The organism is Dysosmobacter sp., assembly GCF_034093755.1.
Lineage (GTDB): Bacteria > Bacillota > Clostridia > Oscillospirales > Oscillospiraceae > Oscillibacter.
The window spans coordinates 14,829-37,165 of sequence record NZ_JAXEBZ010000023.1 but is presented as its reverse complement, the minus strand read 5'-3'; the positions used below and the strand labels follow the sequence as shown (position 1 = coordinate 37,165).

General features: G+C 63.1%; 22 protein-coding genes. 1 reads left to right on the top strand and 21 read right to left on the bottom strand.

Annotated features, from left to right (window positions below; all coding sequences use genetic code 11):
* Positions 1-20: 20 nt before the first annotated feature.
* The 9 genes from SOX55_RS03000 to SOX55_RS02960 form a co-directional block, all read right to left on the bottom strand.
* Complete coding sequence (locus SOX55_RS03000) at positions 21-1,322, bottom strand: TRAP transporter large permease (protein WP_325285953.1); 1,302 nt, start codon at positions 1,320-1,322, stop codon at positions 21-23.
* Positions 1,323-1,339: 17 nt separating this feature from the next.
* A complete protein-coding gene (locus SOX55_RS02995) occupies positions 1,340-1,843 on the bottom strand; it encodes a TRAP transporter small permease (RefSeq protein WP_325285952.1) in 504 nt (167 codons plus the stop codon).
* A gap of 408 nt (positions 1,844-2,251) precedes the next feature.
* The gene (locus SOX55_RS02990) at positions 2,252-2,971 is read right to left on the bottom strand and encodes an SdpI family protein (protein ID WP_325285951.1); all 720 of its coding nucleotides are present in this window, start codon (positions 2,969-2,971) and stop codon (positions 2,252-2,254) included.
* Positions 2,972-3,232: 261 nt separating this feature from the next.
* Positions 3,233-4,969, bottom strand: coding sequence for a dihydrolipoyl dehydrogenase (lpdA, locus tag SOX55_RS02985; RefSeq protein WP_325285950.1), 1,737 nt, complete (start codon positions 4,967-4,969; stop codon positions 3,233-3,235).
* 16 nt (positions 4,970-4,985) lie between these two features.
* Positions 4,986-6,248: a dihydrolipoamide acetyltransferase family protein gene (locus tag SOX55_RS02980; RefSeq protein ID WP_325285949.1), complete on the bottom strand. Its 1,263-nt coding sequence runs from the start codon at positions 6,246-6,248 to the stop codon at positions 4,986-4,988.
* A gap of 12 nt (positions 6,249-6,260) precedes the next feature.
* Positions 6,261-7,244: an alpha-ketoacid dehydrogenase subunit beta gene (locus SOX55_RS02975; protein WP_325285948.1), complete on the bottom strand. Its 984-nt coding sequence runs from the start codon at positions 7,242-7,244 to the stop codon at positions 6,261-6,263.
* A complete protein-coding gene (locus SOX55_RS02970) occupies positions 7,241-8,257 on the bottom strand; it encodes a thiamine pyrophosphate-dependent dehydrogenase E1 component subunit alpha (RefSeq protein ID WP_325285947.1) in 1,017 nt (338 codons plus the stop codon). Before SOX55_RS02970 ends, SOX55_RS02975 begins: the two co-directional genes overlap by 4 nt.
* 46 nt (positions 8,258-8,303) lie before the next feature.
* The gene (locus SOX55_RS02965; RefSeq protein WP_325285946.1) at positions 8,304-8,780 is read right to left on the bottom strand and encodes a PPC domain-containing DNA-binding protein; all 477 of its coding nucleotides are present in this window, start codon (positions 8,778-8,780) and stop codon (positions 8,304-8,306) included.
* Between the two features lie 73 nt (positions 8,781-8,853).
* Positions 8,854-9,615 carry an MBL fold metallo-hydrolase gene (locus SOX55_RS02960; RefSeq protein WP_325285945.1) on the bottom strand — a complete coding sequence of 254 codons (762 nt, stop codon included), beginning with the start codon at positions 9,613-9,615 and terminating at the stop codon, positions 8,854-8,856.
* Between the two features lie 269 nt (positions 9,616-9,884).
* Between SOX55_RS02960 and SOX55_RS02955 the strand changes: the two genes are divergently transcribed.
* A complete protein-coding gene (locus SOX55_RS02955; protein WP_325285944.1) occupies positions 9,885-10,571 on the top strand; it encodes a FadR/GntR family transcriptional regulator in 687 nt (228 codons plus the stop codon).
* A 68-nt stretch (positions 10,572-10,639) separates the two neighbouring features.
* Here the strand turns inward: SOX55_RS02955 and SOX55_RS02950 are convergent, their stop codons facing one another.
* The 12 genes from SOX55_RS02950 to SOX55_RS02895 form a co-directional block, all read right to left on the bottom strand.
* On the bottom strand, positions 10,640-11,092 hold the full coding sequence (locus SOX55_RS02950; protein WP_325285943.1) for a helix-turn-helix domain-containing protein: 453 nt from the start codon (positions 11,090-11,092) through the stop codon (positions 10,640-10,642).
* Between the two features lie 172 nt (positions 11,093-11,264).
* Entirely contained in the window at positions 11,265-11,975 is a 711-nt protein-coding gene (locus SOX55_RS02945) for a V-type ATP synthase subunit D (protein WP_325285942.1), read from the bottom strand.
* A 14-nt stretch (positions 11,976-11,989) separates the two neighbouring features.
* Positions 11,990-13,378 (bottom strand): V-type ATP synthase subunit B, encoded by a 1,389-nt coding sequence (locus SOX55_RS02940; RefSeq protein WP_325285941.1) that lies wholly within the window; start codon positions 13,376-13,378, stop codon positions 11,990-11,992.
* A complete protein-coding gene (locus tag SOX55_RS02935) occupies positions 13,375-15,150 on the bottom strand; it encodes a V-type ATP synthase subunit A (protein ID WP_325285940.1) in 1,776 nt (591 codons plus the stop codon). Before SOX55_RS02935 ends, SOX55_RS02940 begins: the two co-directional genes overlap by 4 nt.
* Positions 15,151-15,464: 314 nt before the next feature.
* The gene (locus tag SOX55_RS02930; protein ID WP_325285939.1) at positions 15,465-15,782 is read right to left on the bottom strand and encodes a V-type ATP synthase subunit F; all 318 of its coding nucleotides are present in this window, start codon (positions 15,780-15,782) and stop codon (positions 15,465-15,467) included.
* A gap of 12 nt (positions 15,783-15,794) precedes the next feature.
* Positions 15,795-16,799 (bottom strand): V-type ATPase subunit, encoded by a 1,005-nt coding sequence (locus tag SOX55_RS02925; protein WP_325285938.1) that lies wholly within the window; start codon positions 16,797-16,799, stop codon positions 15,795-15,797.
* 15 nt (positions 16,800-16,814) lie between these two features.
* Positions 16,815-17,405: a V-type ATP synthase subunit E gene (locus SOX55_RS02920; protein WP_325285937.1), complete on the bottom strand. Its 591-nt coding sequence runs from the start codon at positions 17,403-17,405 to the stop codon at positions 16,815-16,817.
* Positions 17,406-17,427: 22 nt separating this feature from the next.
* Complete coding sequence (locus tag SOX55_RS02915) at positions 17,428-17,919, bottom strand: V-type ATP synthase subunit K (RefSeq protein WP_325285936.1); 492 nt, start codon at positions 17,917-17,919, stop codon at positions 17,428-17,430.
* Between the two features lie 17 nt (positions 17,920-17,936).
* Positions 17,937-19,862 carry a V-type ATP synthase subunit I gene (locus SOX55_RS02910; protein ID WP_325285935.1) on the bottom strand — a complete coding sequence of 642 codons (1,926 nt, stop codon included), beginning with the start codon at positions 19,860-19,862 and terminating at the stop codon, positions 17,937-17,939.
* 4 nt (positions 19,863-19,866) lie between these two features.
* Positions 19,867-20,178, bottom strand: coding sequence for a hypothetical protein (locus SOX55_RS02905; protein ID WP_325285934.1), 312 nt, complete (start codon positions 20,176-20,178; stop codon positions 19,867-19,869).
* A 698-nt stretch (positions 20,179-20,876) separates the two neighbouring features.
* Positions 20,877-21,347 carry a low molecular weight protein-tyrosine-phosphatase gene (locus SOX55_RS02900; RefSeq protein ID WP_325285933.1) on the bottom strand — a complete coding sequence of 157 codons (471 nt, stop codon included), beginning with the start codon at positions 21,345-21,347 and terminating at the stop codon, positions 20,877-20,879.
* Positions 21,348-21,418: 71 nt separating this feature from the next.
* Positions 21,419-22,303, bottom strand: coding sequence for a helix-turn-helix transcriptional regulator (locus SOX55_RS02895; protein ID WP_325285932.1), 885 nt, complete (start codon positions 22,301-22,303; stop codon positions 21,419-21,421).
* Between the last annotated feature and the right edge of the window lie 34 nt (positions 22,304-22,337).

The following is a 22,337-nucleotide window of genomic DNA, read 5'->3' as shown; positions in this document are numbered from 1 at the left end:
CAGCAGATCGAAAGGGGTTCTCAGCCCAGCAGGCAGGTGGAGAAGAAGGGCACGTAGGTGACGACCATCAGGGTGATGACGCAGGCCAGAATCATGGGCCACACGGCCTTGGAAATGGTCTCGATGGTGACTCTGGTCTTGTCGCGGACCTCACCCAGCTTGCCGGACACACCGATGGCCACGAACAGGTTGACGCCCACGGGAGGAGTCACCTGGCCGATGGCGAGGTTCACAGTGGACAGGACGCCGAAGTGGATGGGGTCGATACCAAGCTGAGTCGCCACGGGGTACATGATGGGGATGAAGATGTACATGGCGGAGTTGGCGTCCACGAAGCAGCCGGCGATCAGGAAGATGACGTTGACAATCAGCAGGAACACGATCTTGTTGCCCGCGATGGTCAGCAGCAGCGTCTGGGCGGCCTTGGAAATGCCGTGGACGGTGCAGATGTAGGAGAACAGGGTGGCAGCGCCGATGATGATCATGATGCCGCCGGTGGTCTTGGTGGAATCCACCAGCAGGTCATAGACATCCTTCAGCTTCATCTCGCGATAGATGAACAGGCCCACAATCAGGGCGTACACCACGGAGACAGCGGCGGCCTCGGTGGGAGTGAAGATACCGCCGTAGATGCCGCCCAGGATGATGACGGGCACCAGGAAGCCCCAGAAGGCGGTGCGGAAGGACTTCCAGCGCTTGCTCCAGGGAGCCTTCTCACGGGAGGCCTGCAGGCCCTTGCGGCGGACCTCGATCATGATGACAACCACCAGAGCCAGGCCCATCATGATGCCGGGGAGAATGCCGCCCATGAACATGTCGCCCACGGAGACGCCGGTGATGGAGGCGTACACCACGAAGGCAATGGAGGGCGGGATGACGATGGCGATGGAGGAAGCAGTGGCCATCAGGGCGGAGGCGAAGGGTGCGGAGAAGCCGCCGCGGTTGATCATGGCAGGGATCAGGATGATGCCCAGCGCGGCCACGGTAGCCGGGCCGGAGCCGGAGATGGCGCCGAAGAAGCAGGCCACCACCACGCAGACGATAGCGATGCCGCCTCTGCGGTGGCCGATGCAGTCATCGATGAATTCCACCAGACGGGTGGAAATGCCGGCCTTGGCCATGATGTTGCCGGACAGCACGAAGAACGGGATGGCCAGCAGCAGGAACTTCGCCATGCCGTTGTACACGTTGGTGGGGATGATGGAGAACTTGTCTCCGGAGAACGCCATTGCGAAGATGGAGGACATGCCCAGGCTCACCGCGATGGGGATGTTCAGCAGCAGCATCAGGAAGAAGGAACCAAACAGAATAAAGTTAATCATGTGTTTCTCTCCTCCCCTTACTCTTCCGTCTTCACGCAGTCGGCGTTGTTGGTCATCACGTCGATGCAGTACTCAATGGTGTGCAGGATCATAAACGCCGCGCCGATGGGCAGGAAAACAGTGAAGATCCACTCAGGCAGCAGCAGAGAGGGGGTCTGCTTGCCGTTGGCCATCTGGGTCAGCACTTTGTCAATACCGGTCTTCAGCAGGATGCTGCAGAAGGTGATGTTGGCGAAAGTAATGATGATGACAAAAACCTTCTTGCCCACGACACCCAGCCGGTCAAAAATCAGGGACAGGCTGATGAGACTGCCGTCGCGGGTGCTGAGGCCGCAGCCCAGCATGATCAGCAGGACGAACAGGTTGATCGTCAGCTCCTCCGACCAGGCGAACTGGTTGGGGGTCAGATAACGAACACACACGTTGGTAAACGTCAGCACCGTAACAAACACGAGAATCACGCTGGTGACGATCTTCTCAAAGCCGGCTACAATGCCCATTACCCTTTTGTAGGCTTTCATTGAATCAATCCCTTCCTAATTTGCGAATTGCGGTCGGAGCGCCGGAGCACAAACCTGCATAATCCCGAAAGATTCACACATTTTCATACATCTGACGCCTGTTTTGACCGCTCCACAGAAACAAAACGATTTTCTGCTCACGTGGACAAGTATAACACCGCGGCAAAATAATATCAATTCCCCCTGCCGGAATCCGGCGAATTTCAGCGAATCGTCAATCTTTCAGGACATTTTCGCACACTTTAAACAATTGCTGTACACGCCGGAACGCCGGGAACCGCTCTGTTCACCGGAGGGTTTCCCTCCGGGCAAAAACGGCCGCGTTTCCTGTTTCCCGCCCGGCATCAGCCGTTTCGCGGCCGCAGGGAACGCAAGAATATTCTGCCGCCTCCCGCCGCGGGAGGTGCTTCACCTCCGGGGCCGGCACAGGCCGTAGGCCATGGGCGCCGCCAGGGAGAGAAGGATCACCGCCGCCGTCAGCGGTGTGGAGCCGGAGGTGGCCATCACGCCGGCCAGGACCACAAGGCCCGCCGCCATCCACAGCCACCCGGCAAAACGATGCACGGTTTTCCACGCATCCGGACTTTGCTCAGTAAAGGAGAACCGCAGCGCCACCCGGGCGTCGCGGGGACAGTCCCACACGTGGGCGCCCAGCATCAGCAGGGCCAGTCCCATCACGCAGGGCGTCACAAAGGTCAGTGACAGCGGAATGCCCACCGCCTCCAGAATCATGCCGCTGCAGAACACCACCGACAGGATGGGAAAGCCCCACCGGCCCAGCAGCCGCACCGGCGTGGGCGGCAGCGTCATCCGCTTCTGGTTGAACCACAGCTGTCCATGGGCGACAGTATCCATCAGGCACATGAACGCCGGGAGGCCGAAGGCCACCATCCAGCGGGGGAAGGAATCGTCCTCCCCGTTGGCGCCGATGAGTCCCGTGGGGACGATCTCCGGGATGCGGCTCCACAGCCGCAGGCCCATCAGCATCGGCATGGCGCAGGCGGCCATCGTCACCGCGTACAGGATCACCGCCTTCTCTTTGGAGACGTGCTTCCCGAAAATCCGGGCGCTCTCGACCTCCATCTGCCGCTCAATCTCTGTTTTGTTTTTCTTTGCTTTGGAACTCATAGCCGCCTTGATGCTCCTCCCCGGCGCAAACTGCAAATCCTGTCCTATCATACGCTTCTCCCCCGCCGTTGTAAAGGGCGATTTGGGGAAAATGGGTACTTTGAACCGTTTTTCAGCGCCGCGCCGTGGCCTCTGAACAGCCTGCCTGCACAAAAACAGGCGGAACGCACCCAGCCGGCAGCCCCTTAGTGGAAAGACCCGAAGGGGTCGGCTTCGGGTCTTTCCACGGGGGTCACGGTTCGCGGCCGGAGCCGCGGAAACTTACTTGTTGGCGGTATGAATGGCGCGCTTGCGGGCGTGCAGGGCAGCCTCCCGCATGGTTTCGGTAACGGTGGGATGAGAGTGGATGGTGTTGATGATCTCCTCCAGCGTCATCTCCTCGCCGATGGCCAGAGCGCCCTCGGCAATCAGATCCGTGGCACGGGGCCCGATGATGTGCATGCCCAGGATCTCGCCGTACTCCTTGCCGGCGATGATCTTCACCAGGCCCTCGCCGCCGTTGAGGATCAGGGCCTTGCCGTTGGCGCTCATGGGGAACTTGCCCACGATGTACTCCAGGCCCTGGGCCTTGCACTGCTCCTCGGTGAGGCCCACGGAGGCCGCCTCAGGCTCAATGTAGACGCAGGTGGGGTTGGTCTTCTCGTCGTACACCGCATCCTGGCCCATGATGTTCTCGGCAGCCACCTCGCCCATGGCGGAGGCGGTGTGGGCCAGCTGAGCGTGGCCGAACACGCAGTCGCCGATGGCGTACACGCCGGGAACGGAGGTCTGCATCCGGTCATTGACGATGATGCGGCCACGGTCGTTGTCCAGCTTGCCGGCCTCCAGGTTCAGGGAAGCGGTGTTGGCACGGCGGCCGATGGCCACCAGCACCTTCTCCGCCTCAAAGCTGACGGTCTCGCCGGCCTTGTTCTTGCAGACCACCTTGGCGCCCACGGGAGAGGGTTCCACGGACTGCACGGGGCACTCCAGGTTGAACTCCATGCCCATCTTCTTCATGTGGGCCACGCCGATCTTGGTGAGGTCGCCGTCCAGCATGGGCAGCATGTGGTCCATGGCTTCCACCACGGTGATCTTGGTGCCGAAGGCCGCGTAAGCGCAGGCCAGCTCCAGGCCGATGACGCCGCCGCCGATAACCACCATGCTCTTGGGCAGCTTCTCCAGGCTCAGGGCGCCGGTGGAATCGATGCAGTTGGGGTTCTCCTTCAGACCGGGGATGGGAGGCTGGGCATTGACGGAGCCGGTGGCCACGATGATGGCGTCGGCGGTCATGGTCTCTTTGGTGCCGTCAGCCTTCTTCACCTCCAGGGTCTTGGGAGCGGTGAAGGAAGCCTCGCCGTCGATCTTCTTCACCTTGTTCATCTTCAGCAGGCCGGCCACGCCGCCGGTCAGCTTCTTGGAGATGTCATTCTTATGGGCGATGACCTGGGGGAAGTTGACGGTGACGCCGCTGACTTCCACACCGATGTCCTTGCCCTGGTTTCTGATGTCCTCCACCAGCTCGGCGCTGTGGAGCAGGCACTTGGTGGGGATGCAGCCGATGTTCAGGCAGGTGCCGCCCAGGTGCTCCTTCTCGATGAGGGTCACCTTGGCGCCCAGCTGAGCGGCGCGGATGGCGGCCACATAGCCGCCGGGGCCGCCGCCGATGACGATGACGCTGGTGTCACCGGCAGGCTTGGCGGGAGCGGCGGGAGCCGCAGGCGCAAAGGGAACGGCAGGTGCTGCGGCAGGCGCGGGAGCGGCGCCGCCGATGGCCTCGCCGGGCTTGCCGATCCAGGCCAGGGTGCCCTTCACAGGCACATCCTCGTCCTCCTGGGCCACGATCTTCAGCATCGTGCCCTCCACTTCGCTGACTACCTCGTTGGTCAGCTTGTCGGTGGTGATCTCCACCAGCACGTCGCCGACCTTCACTTCATCACCCTCATGCTTCACCCACTTGGAGACGGTACCCTCCTCCATGGTCAGGCCCAGCTGGGGCATTTTCAGTTCATAAGCCATTGGTCGTTTCCTCCCCTTACAGCAGGATGCTCATGGGGTTCTGCAGCAGATCCCGCAGATCCATCTGGAACTTGGCCACCACGGCGCCGTCCAGGGTGCGGTGATCCAGCGTCACAGACAGACGCATGACCTGCTTCTTCACCACGTTGCCCGCATCGTCCAGAGCCAGCTCGTCCTCGATGGCGCAGACGCCCACGATGACAGAGTCAGGCTGGTTGATGATGGGAGTGAAGGTCTCAATGCCGAACATGCCCAGGTTGGACACGGTGATGGTGTTGCCCTTGTACTCCTCGGGCTTCAGCTTGTTCTCCTTGGCACGGGTGGCCAGATCCTTGGCGGTAGCGGCCAGGGTATCCAGACCCATCTTATCGGCGTCGCGGATAACGGGAGTGATCAGGCCGGAGTCCAGAGCCACGGCCATGCCGATGTTGACATGGGCGCGCTGGATGATCTGATGGTTGGCCTCGTCGAAGCTCACCAGAATCTCGGGATGGCTCCGCAGGCAGACAGCCAGAGCCTTCAGCACCAGATCATTGACGGAATACTTCTTGCCGGTCATGGCCAGCAGAGTCTTGCGGAACTTCATCAGCTCGGTGACATCCACCTTGATGTTCTGGGTGACGGGCGGGATCTCGGTGTGGGAGGCCAGCATCCGCTCGGCCACCACCTTGCGCATACCGGACAGCTTCACCACGGTGTCGCCTTCCATCAGATCCAGGCCGGCCTTGGGAGCGGCCTTGGGAGCGGGCGCAGCGGCAGGAGCGGGAGCAGCCTCCACAACGGGAGCGGGAGCGTTCTTCTGGGCCTCAGCGGCAGCCAGAATGTCGGCCTGACGGATGCGGCCGGCGGTGCCGGTGCCCACGATGTTGGTGTAATCCACGCCCAGCTTGGCCGCGGTCTTGCGGGCCAGGGGGGAGATGCGGATGCGGGCGCCGTTGGCGGCAGCCGCGGGAGCGGGAGCGGCGGCGGGAGCGGCAGGAGCAGCCTCCGCGGCAGGCGCGGGAGCGGCAGCGGCGGGGGCGGCACCGCCCACAGCCTCGCCGGGCTGGCCAATGTAAGCCAGCAGGCCCTTGACGGGGATGTCCTCGCCCTCCTGGGCCACAATCTTCAGCAGAGTACCCTCATACTCGCTGACCAGCTCGTTGGTCAGCTTGTCGGTGGTGATCTCGGCGATCACGTCGCCGACCTTCACAGCATCGCCCTCATGCTTGATCCAGGAGGAGACAGTACCCTCCTCCATGGTCAGACCCAGCTGGGGCATCACAACTTCATAAGCCATGTTTTTCCCTCCTCACTTGTTCAGCACGCGCTTGACGGCCGCAGCGATGTCATCGGGATGGGGGAAGTTCTTGTCCTCCAGCACGGGGCTGAAGGGAGAGACGATGTTCAGGCCGCAGACACGCTCCACGGGAGCATCCAGCTCGTCGAACAGCTCCTCGGCGATCTGGGCGGAAATCTCGCCGGCATAGCTGCCGCGCTTGACTTCCTCGGACACCACGATGACGTTGTGGGTCTTGGAGACGGAGGCCTTGATGGCTTCCCAGTCGATGGGCACCAGGGTCCGCAGGTCCAGGACTTCCACATCAATGCCCTCGGCGGCCAGCTTCTCGGCGGCTTCCAGGGCGAAGTTGACCTCGCGGCTCCAGGTGATGATGGTCAGGTCCTTGCCCTCCCGCTTGACGTCGGCCTTGCCGATGGGCACCAGATAATCCTCGTCCTCGGGAATCTCTTCCTTCTTGGCGTACAGCAGCTTGTGCTCAAACACCACCACGGGATCGGGATCCCGCATGGCGGACTTGATCAGGCCCTTGGCGTCGGCGGCGGAGCAGGGAGCAACCACCTTCAGGCCGGGGAAGTGGCAGGCCAGAGCCTCCAGGGACTGGGAGTGCTGGCCGGCGTTGCGGCGGCCGGAGCCCATGGGCATCCGCAGCACCATGGGGATGGAGCACTGGCCGCCGGACATGTACTTCAGCTTGGCCGCCTGGTTGAAGATGGGGTCGGCGCAGACGGTGATGAAGTCGTTGTACATCAGCTCAATGCAGGGATGCATGCCGCGCATGGCCGCACCCACGGCCATGCCGCAGAAGCCCTCTTCGGAAATGGGGGTATCAATGACGCGCAGGGGGCCGAACTCGTCCAGGAAGCCCTGGGTCACGGCAAACACGTTGCCCATCACGGCCATATCCTCGCCCATGATGAACATCTTGTCATCACGGCGCATCTCTTCCAGCAGGCCCTCACGAATGGCCTTGCTCACGGTAATCTTCTTGCTCATCTTGCCACACACCTTTCGTTATCGGCAGTATACATGTCGTCAGTGACCTCGGAGGGATCGGGATAGGGAGACTCGTCAGCGAACTTCACAGCCTCGTCCATCTCAGCGGTGGCGGCGGCCTTGATCTCGTCCAGTTCCTCCTGCTTCACGCCCATGTCCATCAGCTTCTTGCCCAGCTTCTCAATGCCGTCGTTGGCCAGAGCGTCCTCCATGTACTTGGCGGGACGATACACGGCGGGGTCGCCGCAGTAGTGGCCCTGATAACGATAGACCTTGGCCTCCACCACATAGGGACCCTTGCCGCTGCGGGCGTGGTCCATAGCAGCGGTCATAACCTCGTAAACGGCAACGGGATCGGTGCCGTCCACCACGGCGTAGGGAACGTCATAGGCGGCGGCGCGGGTGGCCAGGTCGGGGGTGTTGGTAACGCGGTGAATCTCGGTGGACACGCCGTAGCAGTTGTTCTCGATGAACCAGACCATGGGCAGCTTCCAGGCGGCGGCCATGTTCAGGGACTCGTGGAACGTGCCCTCGTTGGTGGAGCCGTCACCGAAGCAGCCCACGGTGACGGAGTTGTCACCCATGATCTTGGAAGCCAGGGCGGAGCCGGCGGAGATGCACTGGCCGGCGCCCACGATGCCGTTGGCGCCCAGATGGTTCATCTTGGCCATATCGGCAATGTGCATGGAACCGCCCTTGCCCTTGCAGTAGCCGGTGCGCTTGCCGAACAGCTCGGCCATGGCCAGCTTGGGATCGCCGCCGCGGGCGATGACGTGGCCGTGGCCGCGGTGGGTGGAGGTAAAATAGTCCTGGGGCTGAATGGTGGCGAAGGCACCGGCCTCAGCGGCCTCCTGTCCGATGCTCAGATGGATGTTGCCGGCCAGCATGCCCTTGGTAAAGCATTCAGCCGCGTGCTCCTCAAAGGAACGGATTCTGCACATTGTGCGGTAGAAATCCAGCAGCATTTCCTTGGAGTACTTCTCAGTCTTCTTCTTGTTAGCCAAAGTTTTCACGCCTTTCTGTAAAATTAAGGGTTTATTTGGGGTATATCTGAAGTCCTTACGCCTGCCGAGGGGCAAACAGGGCATATCCCAGATCGTCATAGAACTTCCGGCCCATGACAAGACCGGAAATCTCGCCGATAATCACGTCCACCGTCAGCAGCACCTTGGTGCCCTCCACCAGGTGGCCGCCATGGGCGTTGCCGTGGCGGTCGGTGACCGTCATGTGAACATGCAGGTTGGTGTTTCCTTCCTCATCGTGGCAGATGATGCCGGCCGCGCTGGTCAGCTCAAGGGGACCGGTGAGGTGCAGCGTTTCGCCGTAGCCGTAGCCGGCCTTGTTGTCCATCTCCACGGGGTTGCAGAAGTGGGGGTCTTTCAGGCTGCCGATGGCGCTGATAATCACACCGTTGTTGATTCCGTTGGCCTTGCAGGCCTCCTCCAGGCCCAGCAGAACGTCGGTACCGGGCTTCAGCCGGACAGCCAGAATACGGCTCAGGCCGCCGACCGCAGTCTCCATCGTATCGTTCATCATTGCTTTTGCCTCCTTATTATAAATATTGTACAACTCTATCATTGTCCGGCGGAAACCGTCGGGAACAAACACATCAGAGCAGCAGCTGCTGGAATGGCTCCGTCAGCGCCCGCGCCTGCTGCCCGCCTTTCGGCCACTGCTCCAGATCCCGGAACAGGATCCGGCGCATGCCCATGGAATCGTCTTCGGCGAAGGGCACGTGGTACACGCAGATCTCCTCCGCGTCCAGCCGGCCGGAGAAGAATTTGGGCCGGTCCAGCACATGGAAAAACAGCGGGTTGACAAATGCTGCCCGCAGGTTCTTTCCGGAGAGCGCCGGGAACGTCTCGCTGGTATAGTCCGTGTCCACGGTAAAGAGCACCTGCTTATCGTCAAAATCAATGAGATAACAAAAATGCGGAACTCCGTAGTACTTCTTGTCCAGATGGCGGGTGGCGAAGGCCCGCACGGTGATATGAGGCTCGATGCGGTAGGCGGCCCGGTCCGTCTCCCGGGACAGCGACACACAGGGAATCCGGTGCTCCAGCATCCAGCTGTCCAGCCGGCTCTCCCCTTCCGCCGCCGGCTTGAACACGCCCTTCACCGGCCGGCGCTGCAGAAACTCCAGGGTCATGGCCGGGGAAAAGTGGTCCGGGTGGTGGTGAGTGAACAGCAGGTAGTCAATCTTCCGGAAGCGGCCGGTGCCCTCCAGCATCTGCTGCCACAGCTCCGGTGTCAGGTTGCTGAAGGGATGGCCCTCCGTGCCGTAAATGCCGTCCATCAGCAGCGTCACGCCCCGGTACTCCAAAAGAAGCCCCGCATTGACCACCAGTGTCACCCGCAGCGCTTCTCCCATGCTTCAACCTCTCTCCCGCCCATCAGACAACTCAAAAACCGAAAACACTCAAGTTGTCTTATGTCTTTCTCTGCCTCCTATATTAGTCACTCTCCCCAGAAAAGTCAATTCTCAAATAAACACATCTTCCATTTTTGTTAGAACATCTAATTTTTCCCTATTTTTTTAGACGCTTTTTCAGTTTCGTAAGGCAGTAGAAAAAGACGATTGCTTTTTCGAAATAAGTGTTGTAAGATGTCTTTCAGAAAGCAACTTACATAGGAGGGCTTATGGCTGCTACAACTTTTTCTCTGTCCGAACAGGCGGCAAACCGGATCATGGACATGATCCTTGTGCAAAAGCGCTTTCAGGCGGGAGACAAGCTGCCCAACGAACTGGAACTGGCCCAGGAGCTGCAGATCAGCCGGGTGACACTGCGGGAAGCCATCCGCATTCTCTGCACCCGGGGATTTGTGGAGATTCAGCGGGGGCGGGGCACCTTTGTCACCTCCAGCGGCGCCCTTCCCTCCGGCGAGACCCTGAGCCGGCTGGGAAACATGGCCATCAGCCGGCGGGACCAGCTGGAGGTGCGGCTGATGTTTGAACCCACCGCCGCCTATTACGCCGCCAAGCGGGCCGCCCCCGAGGAGCTGCAGTCCATCCGGGAGCTGGCCACGAAAATCGAGGACGTGGTGGCCGCCGGGCAGAGCCGGGACGAGCACGAGCAGAACTTCCACAACGCCATCGCGCTGGCCAGCCACAACGAATTCATGACGGTGCTGACGCCGGTCATCAACAAAGCCCTGGCTGACACCATCTCCGAGTTCGACCGCGGAACCGATCTGGTGTACCACTCCCTGCAGGATCACCGGCAGATCGTCCGCTTCCTGGAGCAGGGCAACGCGGAGGGCGCACGGTCCGCCATGCACCTGCACATCGTCCGCGCCTTCGACATCAACGGCATCCAGATCGACTGATCCGCGCCCCGAAGAGCCAAGAATTCCCCGGCGGAATTGTGTTTCCGCCGGGGAATTTTTCCGCGTATTTACATCTTGTTCAGCTCCCTGCGGATGGCCTTACCCAGCAGCTCCTGGCCCTCGGGGGACTGCAGCGTCTCCAGCACGGCAGCCCGCAGCACCTCCCGGAACTTTTTGCTGTTGATGAAGGCGTCAAACACTGCGCCCTCGCCGGGCTCCGCTTCGGCGGCCCTCGCCTCCCGCCTGGGGGCGGGGGCGGGCGCGGCAGGCGTCACGTCCAGAAGCGCGCCGTCCATCCAGTCGTCCATCCGGGTGGGATCGTCATTTTCTCCCCGCAGATAGGGCAGGGACACGCCGAAATAGTCGGCGATCTTCTTCTGCTGGTCCTGGGTAGGCGTCTGCCGGCCCGTTTCAAACTTTTCGACGGCCATTCTGGGGAACCCCAGAGCCGCCGCCAGCGCCGGGCGGCTGAGATTCCGCTCCGTGCGCAGCTGTTCCATGCGCTGTGCCAATGATACCATGGTCCATTCCTCCTTGTTTCCAATGGCACCATCATAGCACAAACCGACCGGGGGATACAACCCGTCATTTCCGAATCTCCCTACGCACGAACACAGGGCCTGCAGGAAAGGCCGCAGGCAGAAAACCGCCGCCGCGCAAAAAAGTGCGGCGGCGGTTTTTGTTGACAGCCGGTCAGGTGGACTGAGGCGGTTCGCCGTGGCCGAAGGTCTCCACGGCCCGGGCGGTCTCCGCCCGCTTCTCCTCCAGGGCATCCTTCAGCAGCATGTCCTTCACCTTCATCAGCCGGGTGGTGGTGGCGCGGTCATTCTCGTCCAGCTTCATGGAGATATAGCGGATGGTCTCCTGGGTATTGGGGATCATCACATACTCCAGCGCATTGACCCGGCGGCGGGTCTTTTCGATTTCCTCCGCCATCAGCTGGGCGGACTTTTCCACCTCCGCCAGCTTCAGCATCTTCCGGAACACCTTGCCCAGGGCATCCACCGCCGTGTCCAGCTCTCCGGAGGTGGCGGCGAAGCCGTAGGGATAGATGTCGCTGTCGGAGCCGGTGCGGGTCCTGAAATCGTACACCGGCACGTTCACCGACATGATGTTCTTATACTGCATGGTCAGCTCCACGCTCTGCTTGGGGTACATCAGCGCCTGCTCCATGGCCTGGGCGGACATGAGGGCGGAGGCCACGGTAAAGGAGGCGTGAACGGTCATCAGCTCCTCCTCCACCTCGGCCCGGAGGCTTTTCACCTCCCGCACCGTGTCCAGGAACTGCTTCATCAGCTCGTCCCGCTTGTCCTTCAGCAGCTTGTGGCCCCGCTGGGCGGTGCGCAGCTTGCCTTTCAGGCGGGTCAGCTCCATGCGGGTGGGGTTCACCGTGATATTCGCCATGGTTTCCCCCCTCCTTACTTCTGCTGGTCTTTCTTAGGCAGGTACTTGTCGATATACTCCGGCTTGATGCGCTTCAGTTCCGCCCTGGGCAGAATGCTCAGCAGCTCCCAGCCCAGGTCCAGCGTCTCCTCAATGGAGCGGTTCTCCTCGTAGCCCTGGTTGACGTAACGCTTCTCAAACTCATCGGCGAATTTGGCGTACAGCAGGTCCGTGGGCGTCAGGGCGGCCTCGCCCAGAATGCTCATCAGCTCCTTGTTGTCCTTGCCGGTGGAGTAGGCGGCGACCAGCTGGTTCATGGTGTTGGCGTGGTCCTCCCGGGTTTTGCCGGCGCCGATGCCCTTGTCCTTCAGACGGGACAGGGAGGGCAGCACGTCCACCGGGGGATGGATGCCCTTGCGGTACAGCTCCCGGGACAGGATGATCTGGCCCTCGGTGATATAGCCCGTCAGGTCGGGGATGGGGTGGGTCTTGTCGTCCTCGGGCATGGTGAGGATGGGGATCATGGTGATGGAGCCGGGGCTGCCCAGACGGCGGCCCGCCCGCTCGTACATGGTGGCAAGGTCGGTGTACAGGTAGCCGGGGAAGCCGCGGCGGCCGGGGACCTCCTTCTTGGCGGCGGAGACCTCCCGCAGGGCCTCGGCGTAGTTGGTGATGTCGGTCATGATGACCAGCACGTGCATGCCCTTCTCGAAGGCCAGATACTCGGCAGCGGTCAGGGCCATGCGGGGGGTGGAGATGCGCTCCACCGCCGGGTCATTGGCCAGGTTGGAGAACAGCACCGTCCGGTCGATGGCGCCGGTGCGGCGGAACTCACTGACGAAGAACTCCGACTCCTCGAAGGTGATGCCGATGGCGGCAAACACCACGGCGAAGTTGGAGGCGTCATCTCCCAGCACCCGGGCCTGACGGGCGATCTGGGCCGCCAGGTTGGCGTGGGGCAGGCCGGAGCCGGAGAAAATCGGCAGCTTCTGGCCCCGGACCAGGGTATTCAGGCCGTCAATGGTGGATACGCCGGTCTGGATGAACTCGTTGGGATAGTCCCGGGCGGCGGGGTTCATGGGCAGGCCGTTGATGTCCCGGTATTCCTCCGGGATGATCTCCGGGCCGCCGTCGATGGGCTCGCCCATGCCGTTGAACACCCGGCCCAGCATATCGGCGGACACGCCCAGCTGCAGCGGGTGACCCAGGAAGCGGACCCTGGCGTTGGCCAGGTTGATGCCGGCGGCAGACTCAAACAGCTGCACCACGGCGGTGTCGCCGTTGACCTCCAGCACCTTGCCCCGGCGGACGGAGCCGTCGTGGAGCTGGACTTCCACCAGCTCGTCGTAGGTGACGCCCTCCACGTCCCTGACCATCATCAGGGGGCTGACGATCTCCTCCACGGTTTTGTATTCACGGATCATGCCTGGTCACCTCCCTGCGCGGCCACAGCCTCGATCTGGGCCGCCATCTCCTGACGGATGGTCTCATACACCGCCTGGTACTCATCGGCAGGCACGCTCTTGGCGCGGCCGATGCTCTCCCGGGCGGGGATGTCAAACAGCTGCATCACCGGCGCGCCCTTGGCGATGGCGTCCCGGCACAGCCGGTCATACTCCAGGATCATGGCCAGCAGGCGGGCCTGCCTGTCATACTCGGAGAAGCTGTCCACGTCCATGAAGGCGTTCTGCTGCAAAAAGTCCTCCCGGACCATGCGGGCCGTCTCCAGCGTCAGCTGGTCGGCGGGAGACAGGGCGTCCTTGCCCACCAGCTGGACGATCTCATTGAGGCTGGCCTCGCTCTGCAGCAGGCTCATGGCCTGGGCCCGGTTCTGCATGAAGGCCGGGCCGAAGTTCTCGTCAAACCAGGGCTTCAGGGAATCCAGATACAGGGAGTAGGAGTTCAGCCAGTTGATGGCCGGGAAATGCCGCTTGTAGGCCAGGGACGCGTCCAGCGCCCAGAACACCTTCACGATGCGCATGGTGGCCTGCGCCACCGGCTCGCTGAGGTCGCCGCCGGGAGGCGACACGGCGCCCACGGCGGTGAGGCTGCCCCGGCGCTCCTCGGAGCCGATGCACTCCACGCTGCCGGCCCGCTCGTAGAACTGGGCCAGACGGGAGGCCAGGTACGCGGGATAGCCCTCCTCGCCGGGCATCTCCTCCAGACGGCCGGACATCTCACGGAGGGCCTCGGCCCAGCGGGAGGTGGAGTCGGCGATGACGGCCACGTCATAGCCCATGTCCCGGAAATACTCGGCGATGGTGATGCCGGTGTACACCGACGCCTCACGGGCCGCCACGGGCATATCGGAGGTGTTGGCAATCAGCACCGTCCGCTTCATCAGCGACTCACCGGTGCGGGGGTCCTTCAGCTCCGGGAACTCCCGCAGCACGTCGGTCATCTCGTTGCCCCGCTCGCCGCAGCCGATGTAGACCACAATGTCCACGTCGGACCACTTGGCCAGCTGGTGCTGCACCACCGTCTTGCCGGAGCCGAAGGGGCCGGGCACGGCGGCGGTGCCGCCCTTGGCGATGGGGAACATGGTGTCAATGACCCGCTGGCCGGAGCACAGGGGCTTCGTGGGGGGATACTTGTGCTGATAGGGGCGGCCCACACGGACCGGCCACTTCTGGGCCATGGTCAGGGGGATCTCCTTCCCGTCCTCGGTGGTGAGGGTGGCAATGGTATCCAGCACCGTGTACCGGCCCGCCGGGGCGATGCCGGTGACGGTGCCGCTGACCCTGGGAGGCACCATGATCTTGTGGAGCACCACCGGCGTCTCCGGCACGGTGCCCAGCACGTCGCCGCCGGTGAGCTTGTCGCCCACCTTGGCCACCGGGGTGAATTCCCACTTCTTCTCGTGGTCCAGGGCCGGGACCTCCACGCCGCGGGTGATGCAGGGGCCCACCTTCTCCACAATCTTCTCCAGGGGGCGCTGGATGCCGTCATAAATGCCCTCGATCATGCCGGGGCCCAGCTCCACGCTCATGGGCGCGCCGGTGGTGACCACCTCGGCCCCCGGCCCCAGGCCGGAGGTCTCCTCGTAGACCTGAATGGAGGCGGAATCTCCCTTCATGGTCAGAATCTCGCCGATCAGACGCTGGGGACCTACACGGACCACGTCGGACATATTGGCGTCCGACAGGCCCGTGGCCACCACCAGCGGACCGGATACCTTCACAACTTTACCGCTCAATTCGTCAACCTTCTTTCCCAGCAGTATTTGCCAGAGAAACACCTCAATGAAAGTGTCTCGTTTATTCGATAAGGGAACAAGAAATTGCAATTATTTTCGCCGCGGCGTGTACGTGGCGAAAATACCTCGACCCAGCCGCCCTGGGCGGCGTCACCAGTCCGCAGACTGGTGCGGGGGGATCTAACGGGGGGAACGCGGCGAAGCGCCGCCAGCGGCGGATAAAGCGAGCCGCTTTCGAGGAAGTGCCGCGATTGGCGGCCCTAACAGGGCCGGGAATCGCATCGGCACGACGGTGTGCCTGCTCCCCCTTGAATTTAAAGGATGTCAGCGCCCACGGCCCGCTCGATGGCGCTCTGGATGGCCTTGCGGCCCAGCCCCAGAGAGCCCTCCGCGCCGGGGATCAGGATGATGGCGGGACGCAGCTCGTCCTTGTACCGGGCGATGACATCCTCCAGCCCCGCGGCCAGCTGCTCCGTGAGATAAATCACGCCGCAGTTCTCCTTGGCCAGCCGGTGGATGATCTCCCGGGCCTCCTCCCTGGTGTCAGCGGGGTAGGTCTCCAGCCCCAGGGCCCGAAAGCCCATGACGGACTGCCAGTCCCCCACCACCGCGATGCGATACGTTTCAGCCATACGCTCTCCTCCTTATCCGGCGCTCCGGCGCAGCCGGGAGCGGATGACCTCCGGCGCAAGGCCGGCCCTGCGGCCCAGCAGCAGGATGCGGAGATTGGTGATCTCCGTGTCCCGGGCCGCCAGATACGCCACCAGCGGCGCCTCCCCGAAGGGGATCAGCTGCGCCCCGGCCAGATAGCCGTTCACCGCTTCGTCGCACAGCTTTTCAAACTCCGTCAGTGGTCCGCCCCGCAGCGCTGCCGCGCCGGCCTCCGCCGCGCCGGCCAGCACCGTGGGAGCGTACAGCTCCACCAGGCCCCGGCCCCGGTCATCGGCCACTGCCGTCAGCGCGTCGGCGGGAACCTCGCCGCCCTCCGTCAGCACGCCCTGCAGGAAGTCCGCGCCCTTGCCCATCCGCAGCGTCCGCACCAGCGCGCGCAGATTGGCGCTGTCGATGCGGGCACGGACGTACCCGGCGAGAAAGGCGCTGCCGGCGTCCTCCGCGGCGGCCAGCTCCTCCCAGAAGCTCCGGCGGTCCAGCAGCACGTCACACAGCTGGGGGTCCCGGGTGGTGTCCAGCACATCCTTCGCCTCCGCCACGGCGGCGGCCAGCATGGGCGGCAGGGCACCGTACTCGCCGGTGCGGATGGCCTCTCGCAGCTCCTCCGCCGGAACGCGGCCCAGCTCCGTCAGCATGGAGGCCGGGTCCGTACCCATGGCGCCGGCCTTCAGAATGGCCTTTGCATTGTGGTAATCATATTGCAGCTTGAACACGTCCAGATACCCGGCGTCGGGAACGCCGCCGGCCAGATCCGCCAGCGTCTCCCGCCGGACGGCGGACAGCGCCGCGTCCATCTCGTCGGGCGCCATGGCGCTCAGCGCCGGATAGCCGCAGTCCTGCAGCACCCGGGTGACTTCCTCCTCCGTCCGGGCGGAGAGCAGCTGCTCCATCCGCTCGTCGGTCAGCAAGCGGGTCTCCATGGCCCGGATGCGGGCGGAAACGGCCAGATAGTCCGTGTCCCTGATGGTCTTGGACAAAATACGTTCCCCCCTTTACGCTTCGGGAAACAGCAGTTTCGCCACTTCGCCGGACATCTCCCCCTTGCGCAGACGCACCAGCGTCTCGAAGGTGCAGTTCACCTCCACGTCGCCCCGGGACAGGATGAAGCCGCCCCGGATGTTCCGGGTCTCGGGAGAGAGGGTCAGGCTGCCGCCAAGACGGCGGTTGGCCTCCGCCACTGCCGCCGCGCCCACGCGGTCCCGGTCCTTCGGGGAAAACACCGCCGCGCCCACGCCGTCGGGGGCGGCACGGACCAGCAGGTCCGCCGCCACGGCAGCGGCCTGCTCCTCCGGCAGATCGCAGAGCCTGTCCAGCGCCAGGCCGAAGGCCCGCTCCACCATCTCCTGCTTGGCGGCCAGCAGCACCTTCCGGGACTCCATCTGGGCCACGCTCACCAGCCGCTCCTCGTGCTCCGCGGCGGCCTTCTCGTTTTTGGCCTTCCGCTGGGCGGCCTCGCTGTCCGCCTGGGCCTGCCAGCGCTCAGTGACGGCGGCGGCCTGCTTCCCGGCTTCCGCCAGAATGCCGTCGATCTCCGCCTGCATCTCCTGATCGATGCGGCGGGTGATGGTCTCGATACCTTTCATGGTCACACCCCTTTCCGCGGGGTCATCCGATATTAATGATCATCAGCATGGAGGCCAGCAGAGACAGAATCGCGTAGAACTCCACGGTGATGCACAGCACCATGCCCTTGGACCAGTGGTCGGGCTTCTTGGCCAGGATGTTGATGGAACCGGCAGCCACCCGGCCCTGGGCAATGGCGGAGAACAGGCCGCCCAGCGCCATGGGCAGGCAGGCGGAGAAGTACTGCAGGCCGGTCTGGACGGACATATCAAACACGGAGCCGTCGCCGCCCAGCAGACCCATGGAGAAGATGGCGAAGAACCACACCACCAGGCCGTACAGGCCCTGGGTGCCGGGGATCACCTGCAGGATCATGACCTTGCCGAACTTGCCGGGGTCCTGGCACAGCAGGCCCGTGCCCGCCTCACCGGCGATGCCGGTGCCCTTGGCGGAGCCGATGCCGGGGAGAACAGCCGCGAGGCCGGCGCCCAGAAGAGCCAGTGCCAGTCCGCCGAAAGATTCCAAGAAACTCATAATTTTTTCCTCCTTAATTATTCTACGTCCACGTATTTTGTATTGATTGCCAGAGGCTGGAAGGGCTTTCCCCCATCCTCATAGAATTTGTTGAAGTACTCCAGGCACTGGAGCCGCAGGTCGTGGACGTAGCAGCCCAGCAGGTTCAGCGCAAAGTTCAGCGCGTTGCCCACCATGGAGATGACCACAAAGATCACAATATTACCGGGGATGGCGCCCAGGGTGTTGAACACCTGGGCAATGACGCTGCCGGCCAGCATCAGCGCCATGATACGGGAATAGGACAGGATGTCGCTGAAAAAGCCGGTCACATGGTTATAAAGGGAGGCGAACACGCCGGTGAGCTTGCCCAGGCCCTTGCCGGTGATCAGGGGGCCGGCCACCACCAGCGCCACGCCGATCCACAGCACCGCGTTGGTGACCCCCAGGGCCATGCAGCCGATGCCGGCAAACACGATCCACCAGGTGACCTCCTCCAGCAGGGCGTCCAGATACGCCCCACGCTTCACCTTCCGCACAAGGCTGACAGCCATACCGGTGACAATCTGGACGAAGCCCAGGGCCATGGAGCCGATGAGGATGGGCAGCGTGTCATTCAGGGGCGTGAACAGCGCCGGCAGGGCGAAGTCCCCGCCGGTGGTCAGCTTCACCACCTGGGTCAGGAAGTCTCCGAAGAAGCCGCCGGTGACGGCACCGAAAATAAAGGTGCTGACACCGCACAGCCCCACCAGGCTGAACATATGGCCCATGGTGCCCTTGGGGCGGTAGCGGGTGGTGATATACCACCCCGCCAGCATCATCAGGATGCCGTAGCCCATGTCCGCCATCATCAGCCCGTAAAACAGGATGAAAAACGGCGCCATCAGGGGGTTTGGGTCCACGTTGTCGTAGGCCGGCAGGGAGTACATCTCCGTCACCATGTTCAGCGGGCGGGTCAGCCAGTTGTTTTTCAGCTGCACCGGCACCTCCGGATACTCCTCCGGCAGCGGGTCCGCCAGCTCGTAGGCGCAGCCCTCCTTCTCCAGCAGGGATTCCAGCTTCCCGGCCTTTTCCGCCGGCACCCAGCCCTCCAGAAAAAGGATGGTGCCGTCGGTCAGCAGCCGCTCCTGGCTCTCCTGCTGGGCGGCTTCCGCCGTCAGCCGGTCGGCGTACAGCCGCAGCGCCTCCTGGTGTTCCCCCTGGGACGCCAGGGCCGTCAGCGTCTCCTCCCGTTTCCGGGCCGTCTCCGCCAGAGCCAGGTCCAGCCGCCCCAGCTCCTCCGCCGGGGTGCCGGAGACCTCCGGGAAGGCCACGGCGCCAAAGCCCCGGTGCCGCAGCACCTCCATGGCCCGGTCCTCTCCGGCCCGCCAGCAGATCAGCAGCAGATAGTGCTGCTGTCGGTCGCTGCTGATTTCCAGCAGCTCCGCCGCCTCCTCAGCGGCGGACAGTTCATTTTTCACTTCGCCCAGGTCCACTGCCGCCGGGCAAACGCCCAGCCGGAACAGCACATGGGCCGTGCCCGGGCTGTTCAGCGGCAGGTCCATGGCCTGCCAGGGCAGCAGCACCGCCCTCCGGGACGCCAGGCCGGACTCCTCGTTCTGCAGCCGGGCCAGCGTCTGCAGCAGCCCGTTGATCTCGTCCGTCACGGCGCCGGCGGCCTTCACGGCGCCGTCACCCAGGAACTCCTCCTCCGGGATGGACCGGCGCCGGATGAACAGCCCGTTTTTCACGCCGCTGTACTTTCCCAGGGCGTCCAGCGCCGTCTGAACCTCCGCCAGCCGGGTCCGCATGGCCGGGAGCTCCGAATTCTCCCGGTGCAGCAGCGCCGCCCAACGGGGGTCCGACAGGATTTCCTCCGGCTGGCTGACCTCCACGCAGCCCAGGCGCAGCAGCTGCCGCAGCAGCTGCTCCCGCTGGCTGCTCAGCGCCACCACCCGGAGCTTTTTCATTTTGACGATGGCCATAGATTTACCTCACGACTCTTTCCACGATCAATGCCGCCGCGTCGGCCAACCGGCCCTCCGCGGCGGTGCGCAGCGCCTCCGCCTTCTCCTCAGCCTCCCGCCGGATGACCTCAGCCCGGGCGGCCGCCCGCTCCTCCGCCTGACGCAGCAGCTGTTTTCCCTCCGCGTCGGCCTGTTCACGGACGGAGCTGACCCCGGCCGCGCCATCCCGCTCCGCGGCGGCCACCAGGTCTTTGGCCTGCTGACGGGCGGCAGCCCTGCGCTCCTCGCTTCTGTGCTCTGAACTCAGAATTTTTTCAACAGCCTCAATGGACATATGCTCACCTTCTCTCCACAGCCGCGTAATCCGACTGTCAGACTTAAAATCCGCTTTCCAACAACGAGATATGACTTTATTATAATGAATCCCGCGTAAAAGTGCAAGGGGGTTTGGTGATTCTTCCGAATATCCGTGCCGTATGCGCCGGTTTCTCAGGCATTTTTGAGAAGATTCGCCAAAAACCGCGGTTTGTCCGGATTTTGTCCGCCCTGCAGGGACTTTCCCCTCTCCGGACGCTTCCGCCCCCAATTTTCTCATTGTTCCGGGGATGGCTCCATTTTATCCTCCTCCGGCCGCCCGAAAAATAGACAAACGGCCCGGATTGTCCAAAAACCGGACAGTATGCCTGATTTGTCTGCCCGGCAGAAGCAGAGAGAAGATACGCTGTCCAAATTGTACGGACACTTTCGTAATTTTGACGTCCCGTCTGTAGAATCAGTCATTTTGAACCATAGTTCTCCTTGGATGCACCGGTTTTGTTCATATTGTCAAAAAGTAAGGCCGGCGTCTATACCGGGGTAAAGCCCCGACGCAGGACACCCGCTGCCGCAGAAAAGCCGCTAAGATGGTGTTTGACCGGCCGTCCAAGACCATTCGGGCTCTGTATGAGCAGCCGGAGCGAGAACCGGCGGGTGCCGCCGGGCTGAATACTTCCGGATAAAAAAGCACATCCACCATCCGGTGGATGTGCTTTTTCATTTGCGGTCCGTTTTTCCGCCGGTGATGGCCTCCAGCAGCCCCCGGCAGCCCTCCTCCACGTCCCGCCACGTGGCGTCGAAGTCGCCGGTGTACCAGGGGTCCGCCACCTGGCCGGGCCGGTCCGTAAAGTCCAGCAGCAGGCGCAGCTTGCCGTCGGGGTCGCCGCCGCAGATGCGGCCCATCTCCCGCAGGTTCCCGCGGTCCATGCCGATGAGCCAGTCATACCGCCCGTAATCCTCCCGCCGCAGCTGCCGGGCGGTTTTTCCGGCGCAGCCGATGCCGTGTTCCGCCAGCTTCCGGCAGGCCGGCGGGTAGACAGGATTGCCGATCTCCTCGGTGCTGGTGGCGGCGGACTCAATGTGGAATTCCTTTTCCAGCCCCGCCTTTTTCACCAGGTCCTTCATCACAAATTCGGCCATAGGACTTCTGCAGATATTGCCCAGGCAGACAAAGAGAATACTCGTCATGTTCTCCGCTCCGTTTCCGTGTTTTGCCCAGTATACCACAGAACTCCGCCGCCGTCGAGAGGCAGCGCCCCTTACGCGCCGGTTTTCCGGACCGCCCGCAGCTCGATGTAGCCCCGCCCGCCCCGGGGTTCCATCTGAATGCGGGGGTTCTCGTCGTCCCAGCGGTAGCCGATCACCGCCGGATCATAGCCGTCCATGGCCTGCTGCACCGCCCGGATGGCCCCGCAGTAGTCCTCCTCCCGGAAGGGCTGGCCCTGGAACATCAGGTACTCCGCCTCCGGCAGGCGGATCACGTCAAAGCCCTCGGGGACGGCGCCGGCGTAGTCCGTCTCCACCTCCACGCCCTGCACGTAGGTGGAAGTGCCTGGCTTTTTGTACCGCGGCGGCAGCCACATGCACACCGGCTCGCCGCACAGCGAGCGCATGCTCATGAGGATGCCCCACACATCGCAGCCCACCTCCTCGCAGTAGGGGAAGTAATCCTCCGAAGCGGCGGCCCGTTTGATGATACACAGTCGCTCCGGCTTGCGGATGACCTGCACAAATACCGTCTGCAAATCGGACATGTTCAGATTCTCCTTTCGCAATTCCCTGTATTTCGCGCCGTAGGGGATGAACAGGGGGATGGGCACCGGGTCTTTGGCGTAATCGCCGGGATTGAGGCCGAACTCCCGGAAAAATGCCCTGGTAAACGTGTCCGCGCTGCCGAAGCCCAGGTCCATGGCGATGTCAATCACCCGGTCCCCGCCGGCCCTCAGCCGGGACGCCGCCCGGGACAGCCGCAGCCGCCAGACGTACTCCGCCGGGGTCAGGCCCAGCGTCTCCCGGAACAGGCGGTAGGAATACCAGGTGGAATACAGCGACACCCGGGAGAGGTCCGACAGGTGAATCTCCCCTGTCAGGTGCTCCCCGATATAGTCCTGCATCCGCTGGACTGCCAGAATCTGCTCTTTCATTCCGCTCACCCCCACAGTTTCCATTGTACCCCAT

Excerpts from the sequence above, each read along its gene's own strand:
- SOX55_RS02960 (WP_325285945.1), bottom strand. The coding sequence starts at position 9,615 with ATGGGAGAAGCGCTGCGGGTGACACTGGTGGTCAATGCGGGGCTTCTT.
- SOX55_RS02905 (WP_325285934.1), bottom strand. The coding sequence starts at position 20,178 with ATGTCCATTGAGGCTGTTGAAAAAATTCTGAGTTCAGAGCACAGAAGC.
- SOX55_RS02900 (WP_325285933.1), bottom strand. The coding sequence starts at position 21,347 with ATGACGAGTATTCTCTTTGTCTGCCTGGGCAATATCTGCAGAAGTCCT.
- SOX55_RS02955 (WP_325285944.1), top strand. The coding sequence starts at position 9,885 with ATGGCTGCTACAACTTTTTCTCTGTCCGAACAGGCGGCAAACCGGATC.
- SOX55_RS02950 (WP_325285943.1), bottom strand. The coding sequence starts at position 11,092 with ATGGTATCATTGGCACAGCGCATGGAACAGCTGCGCACGGAGCGGAAT.
- SOX55_RS02980 (WP_325285949.1), bottom strand. The coding sequence starts at position 6,248 with ATGGCTTATGAAGTTGTGATGCCCCAGCTGGGTCTGACCATGGAGGAG.
- SOX55_RS03000 (WP_325285953.1), bottom strand. The coding sequence starts at position 1,322 with ATGATTAACTTTATTCTGTTTGGTTCCTTCTTCCTGATGCTGCTGCTG.
- SOX55_RS02965 (WP_325285946.1), bottom strand. The coding sequence starts at position 8,780 with ATGATGAACGATACGATGGAGACTGCGGTCGGCGGCCTGAGCCGTATT.
- SOX55_RS02940 (WP_325285941.1), bottom strand. The coding sequence starts at position 13,378 with ATGATCCGTGAATACAAAACCGTGGAGGAGATCGTCAGCCCCCTGATG.
- SOX55_RS02975 (WP_325285948.1), bottom strand. The coding sequence starts at position 7,244 with ATGAGCAAGAAGATTACCGTGAGCAAGGCCATTCGTGAGGGCCTGCTG.
- SOX55_RS02945 (WP_325285942.1), bottom strand. The coding sequence starts at position 11,975 with ATGGCGAATATCACGGTGAACCCCACCCGCATGGAGCTGACCCGCCTG.
- SOX55_RS02920 (WP_325285937.1), bottom strand. The coding sequence starts at position 17,405 with ATGAAAGGTATCGAGACCATCACCCGCCGCATCGATCAGGAGATGCAG.
- SOX55_RS02915 (WP_325285936.1), bottom strand. The coding sequence starts at position 17,919 with ATGAGTTTCTTGGAATCTTTCGGCGGACTGGCACTGGCTCTTCTGGGC.
- SOX55_RS02930 (WP_325285939.1), bottom strand. The coding sequence starts at position 15,782 with ATGGCTGAAACGTATCGCATCGCGGTGGTGGGGGACTGGCAGTCCGTC.
- lpdA (WP_325285950.1), bottom strand. The coding sequence starts at position 4,969 with ATGGCTTATGAACTGAAAATGCCCCAGCTGGGCCTGACCATGGAGGAG.
- SOX55_RS02895 (WP_325285932.1), bottom strand. The coding sequence starts at position 22,303 with ATGAAAGAGCAGATTCTGGCAGTCCAGCGGATGCAGGACTATATCGGG.
- SOX55_RS02995 (WP_325285952.1), bottom strand. The coding sequence starts at position 1,843 with ATGAAAGCCTACAAAAGGGTAATGGGCATTGTAGCCGGCTTTGAGAAG.
- SOX55_RS02910 (WP_325285935.1), bottom strand. The coding sequence starts at position 19,862 with ATGGCCATCGTCAAAATGAAAAAGCTCCGGGTGGTGGCGCTGAGCAGC.
- SOX55_RS02990 (WP_325285951.1), bottom strand. The coding sequence starts at position 2,971 with ATGAGTTCCAAAGCAAAGAAAAACAAAACAGAGATTGAGCGGCAGATG.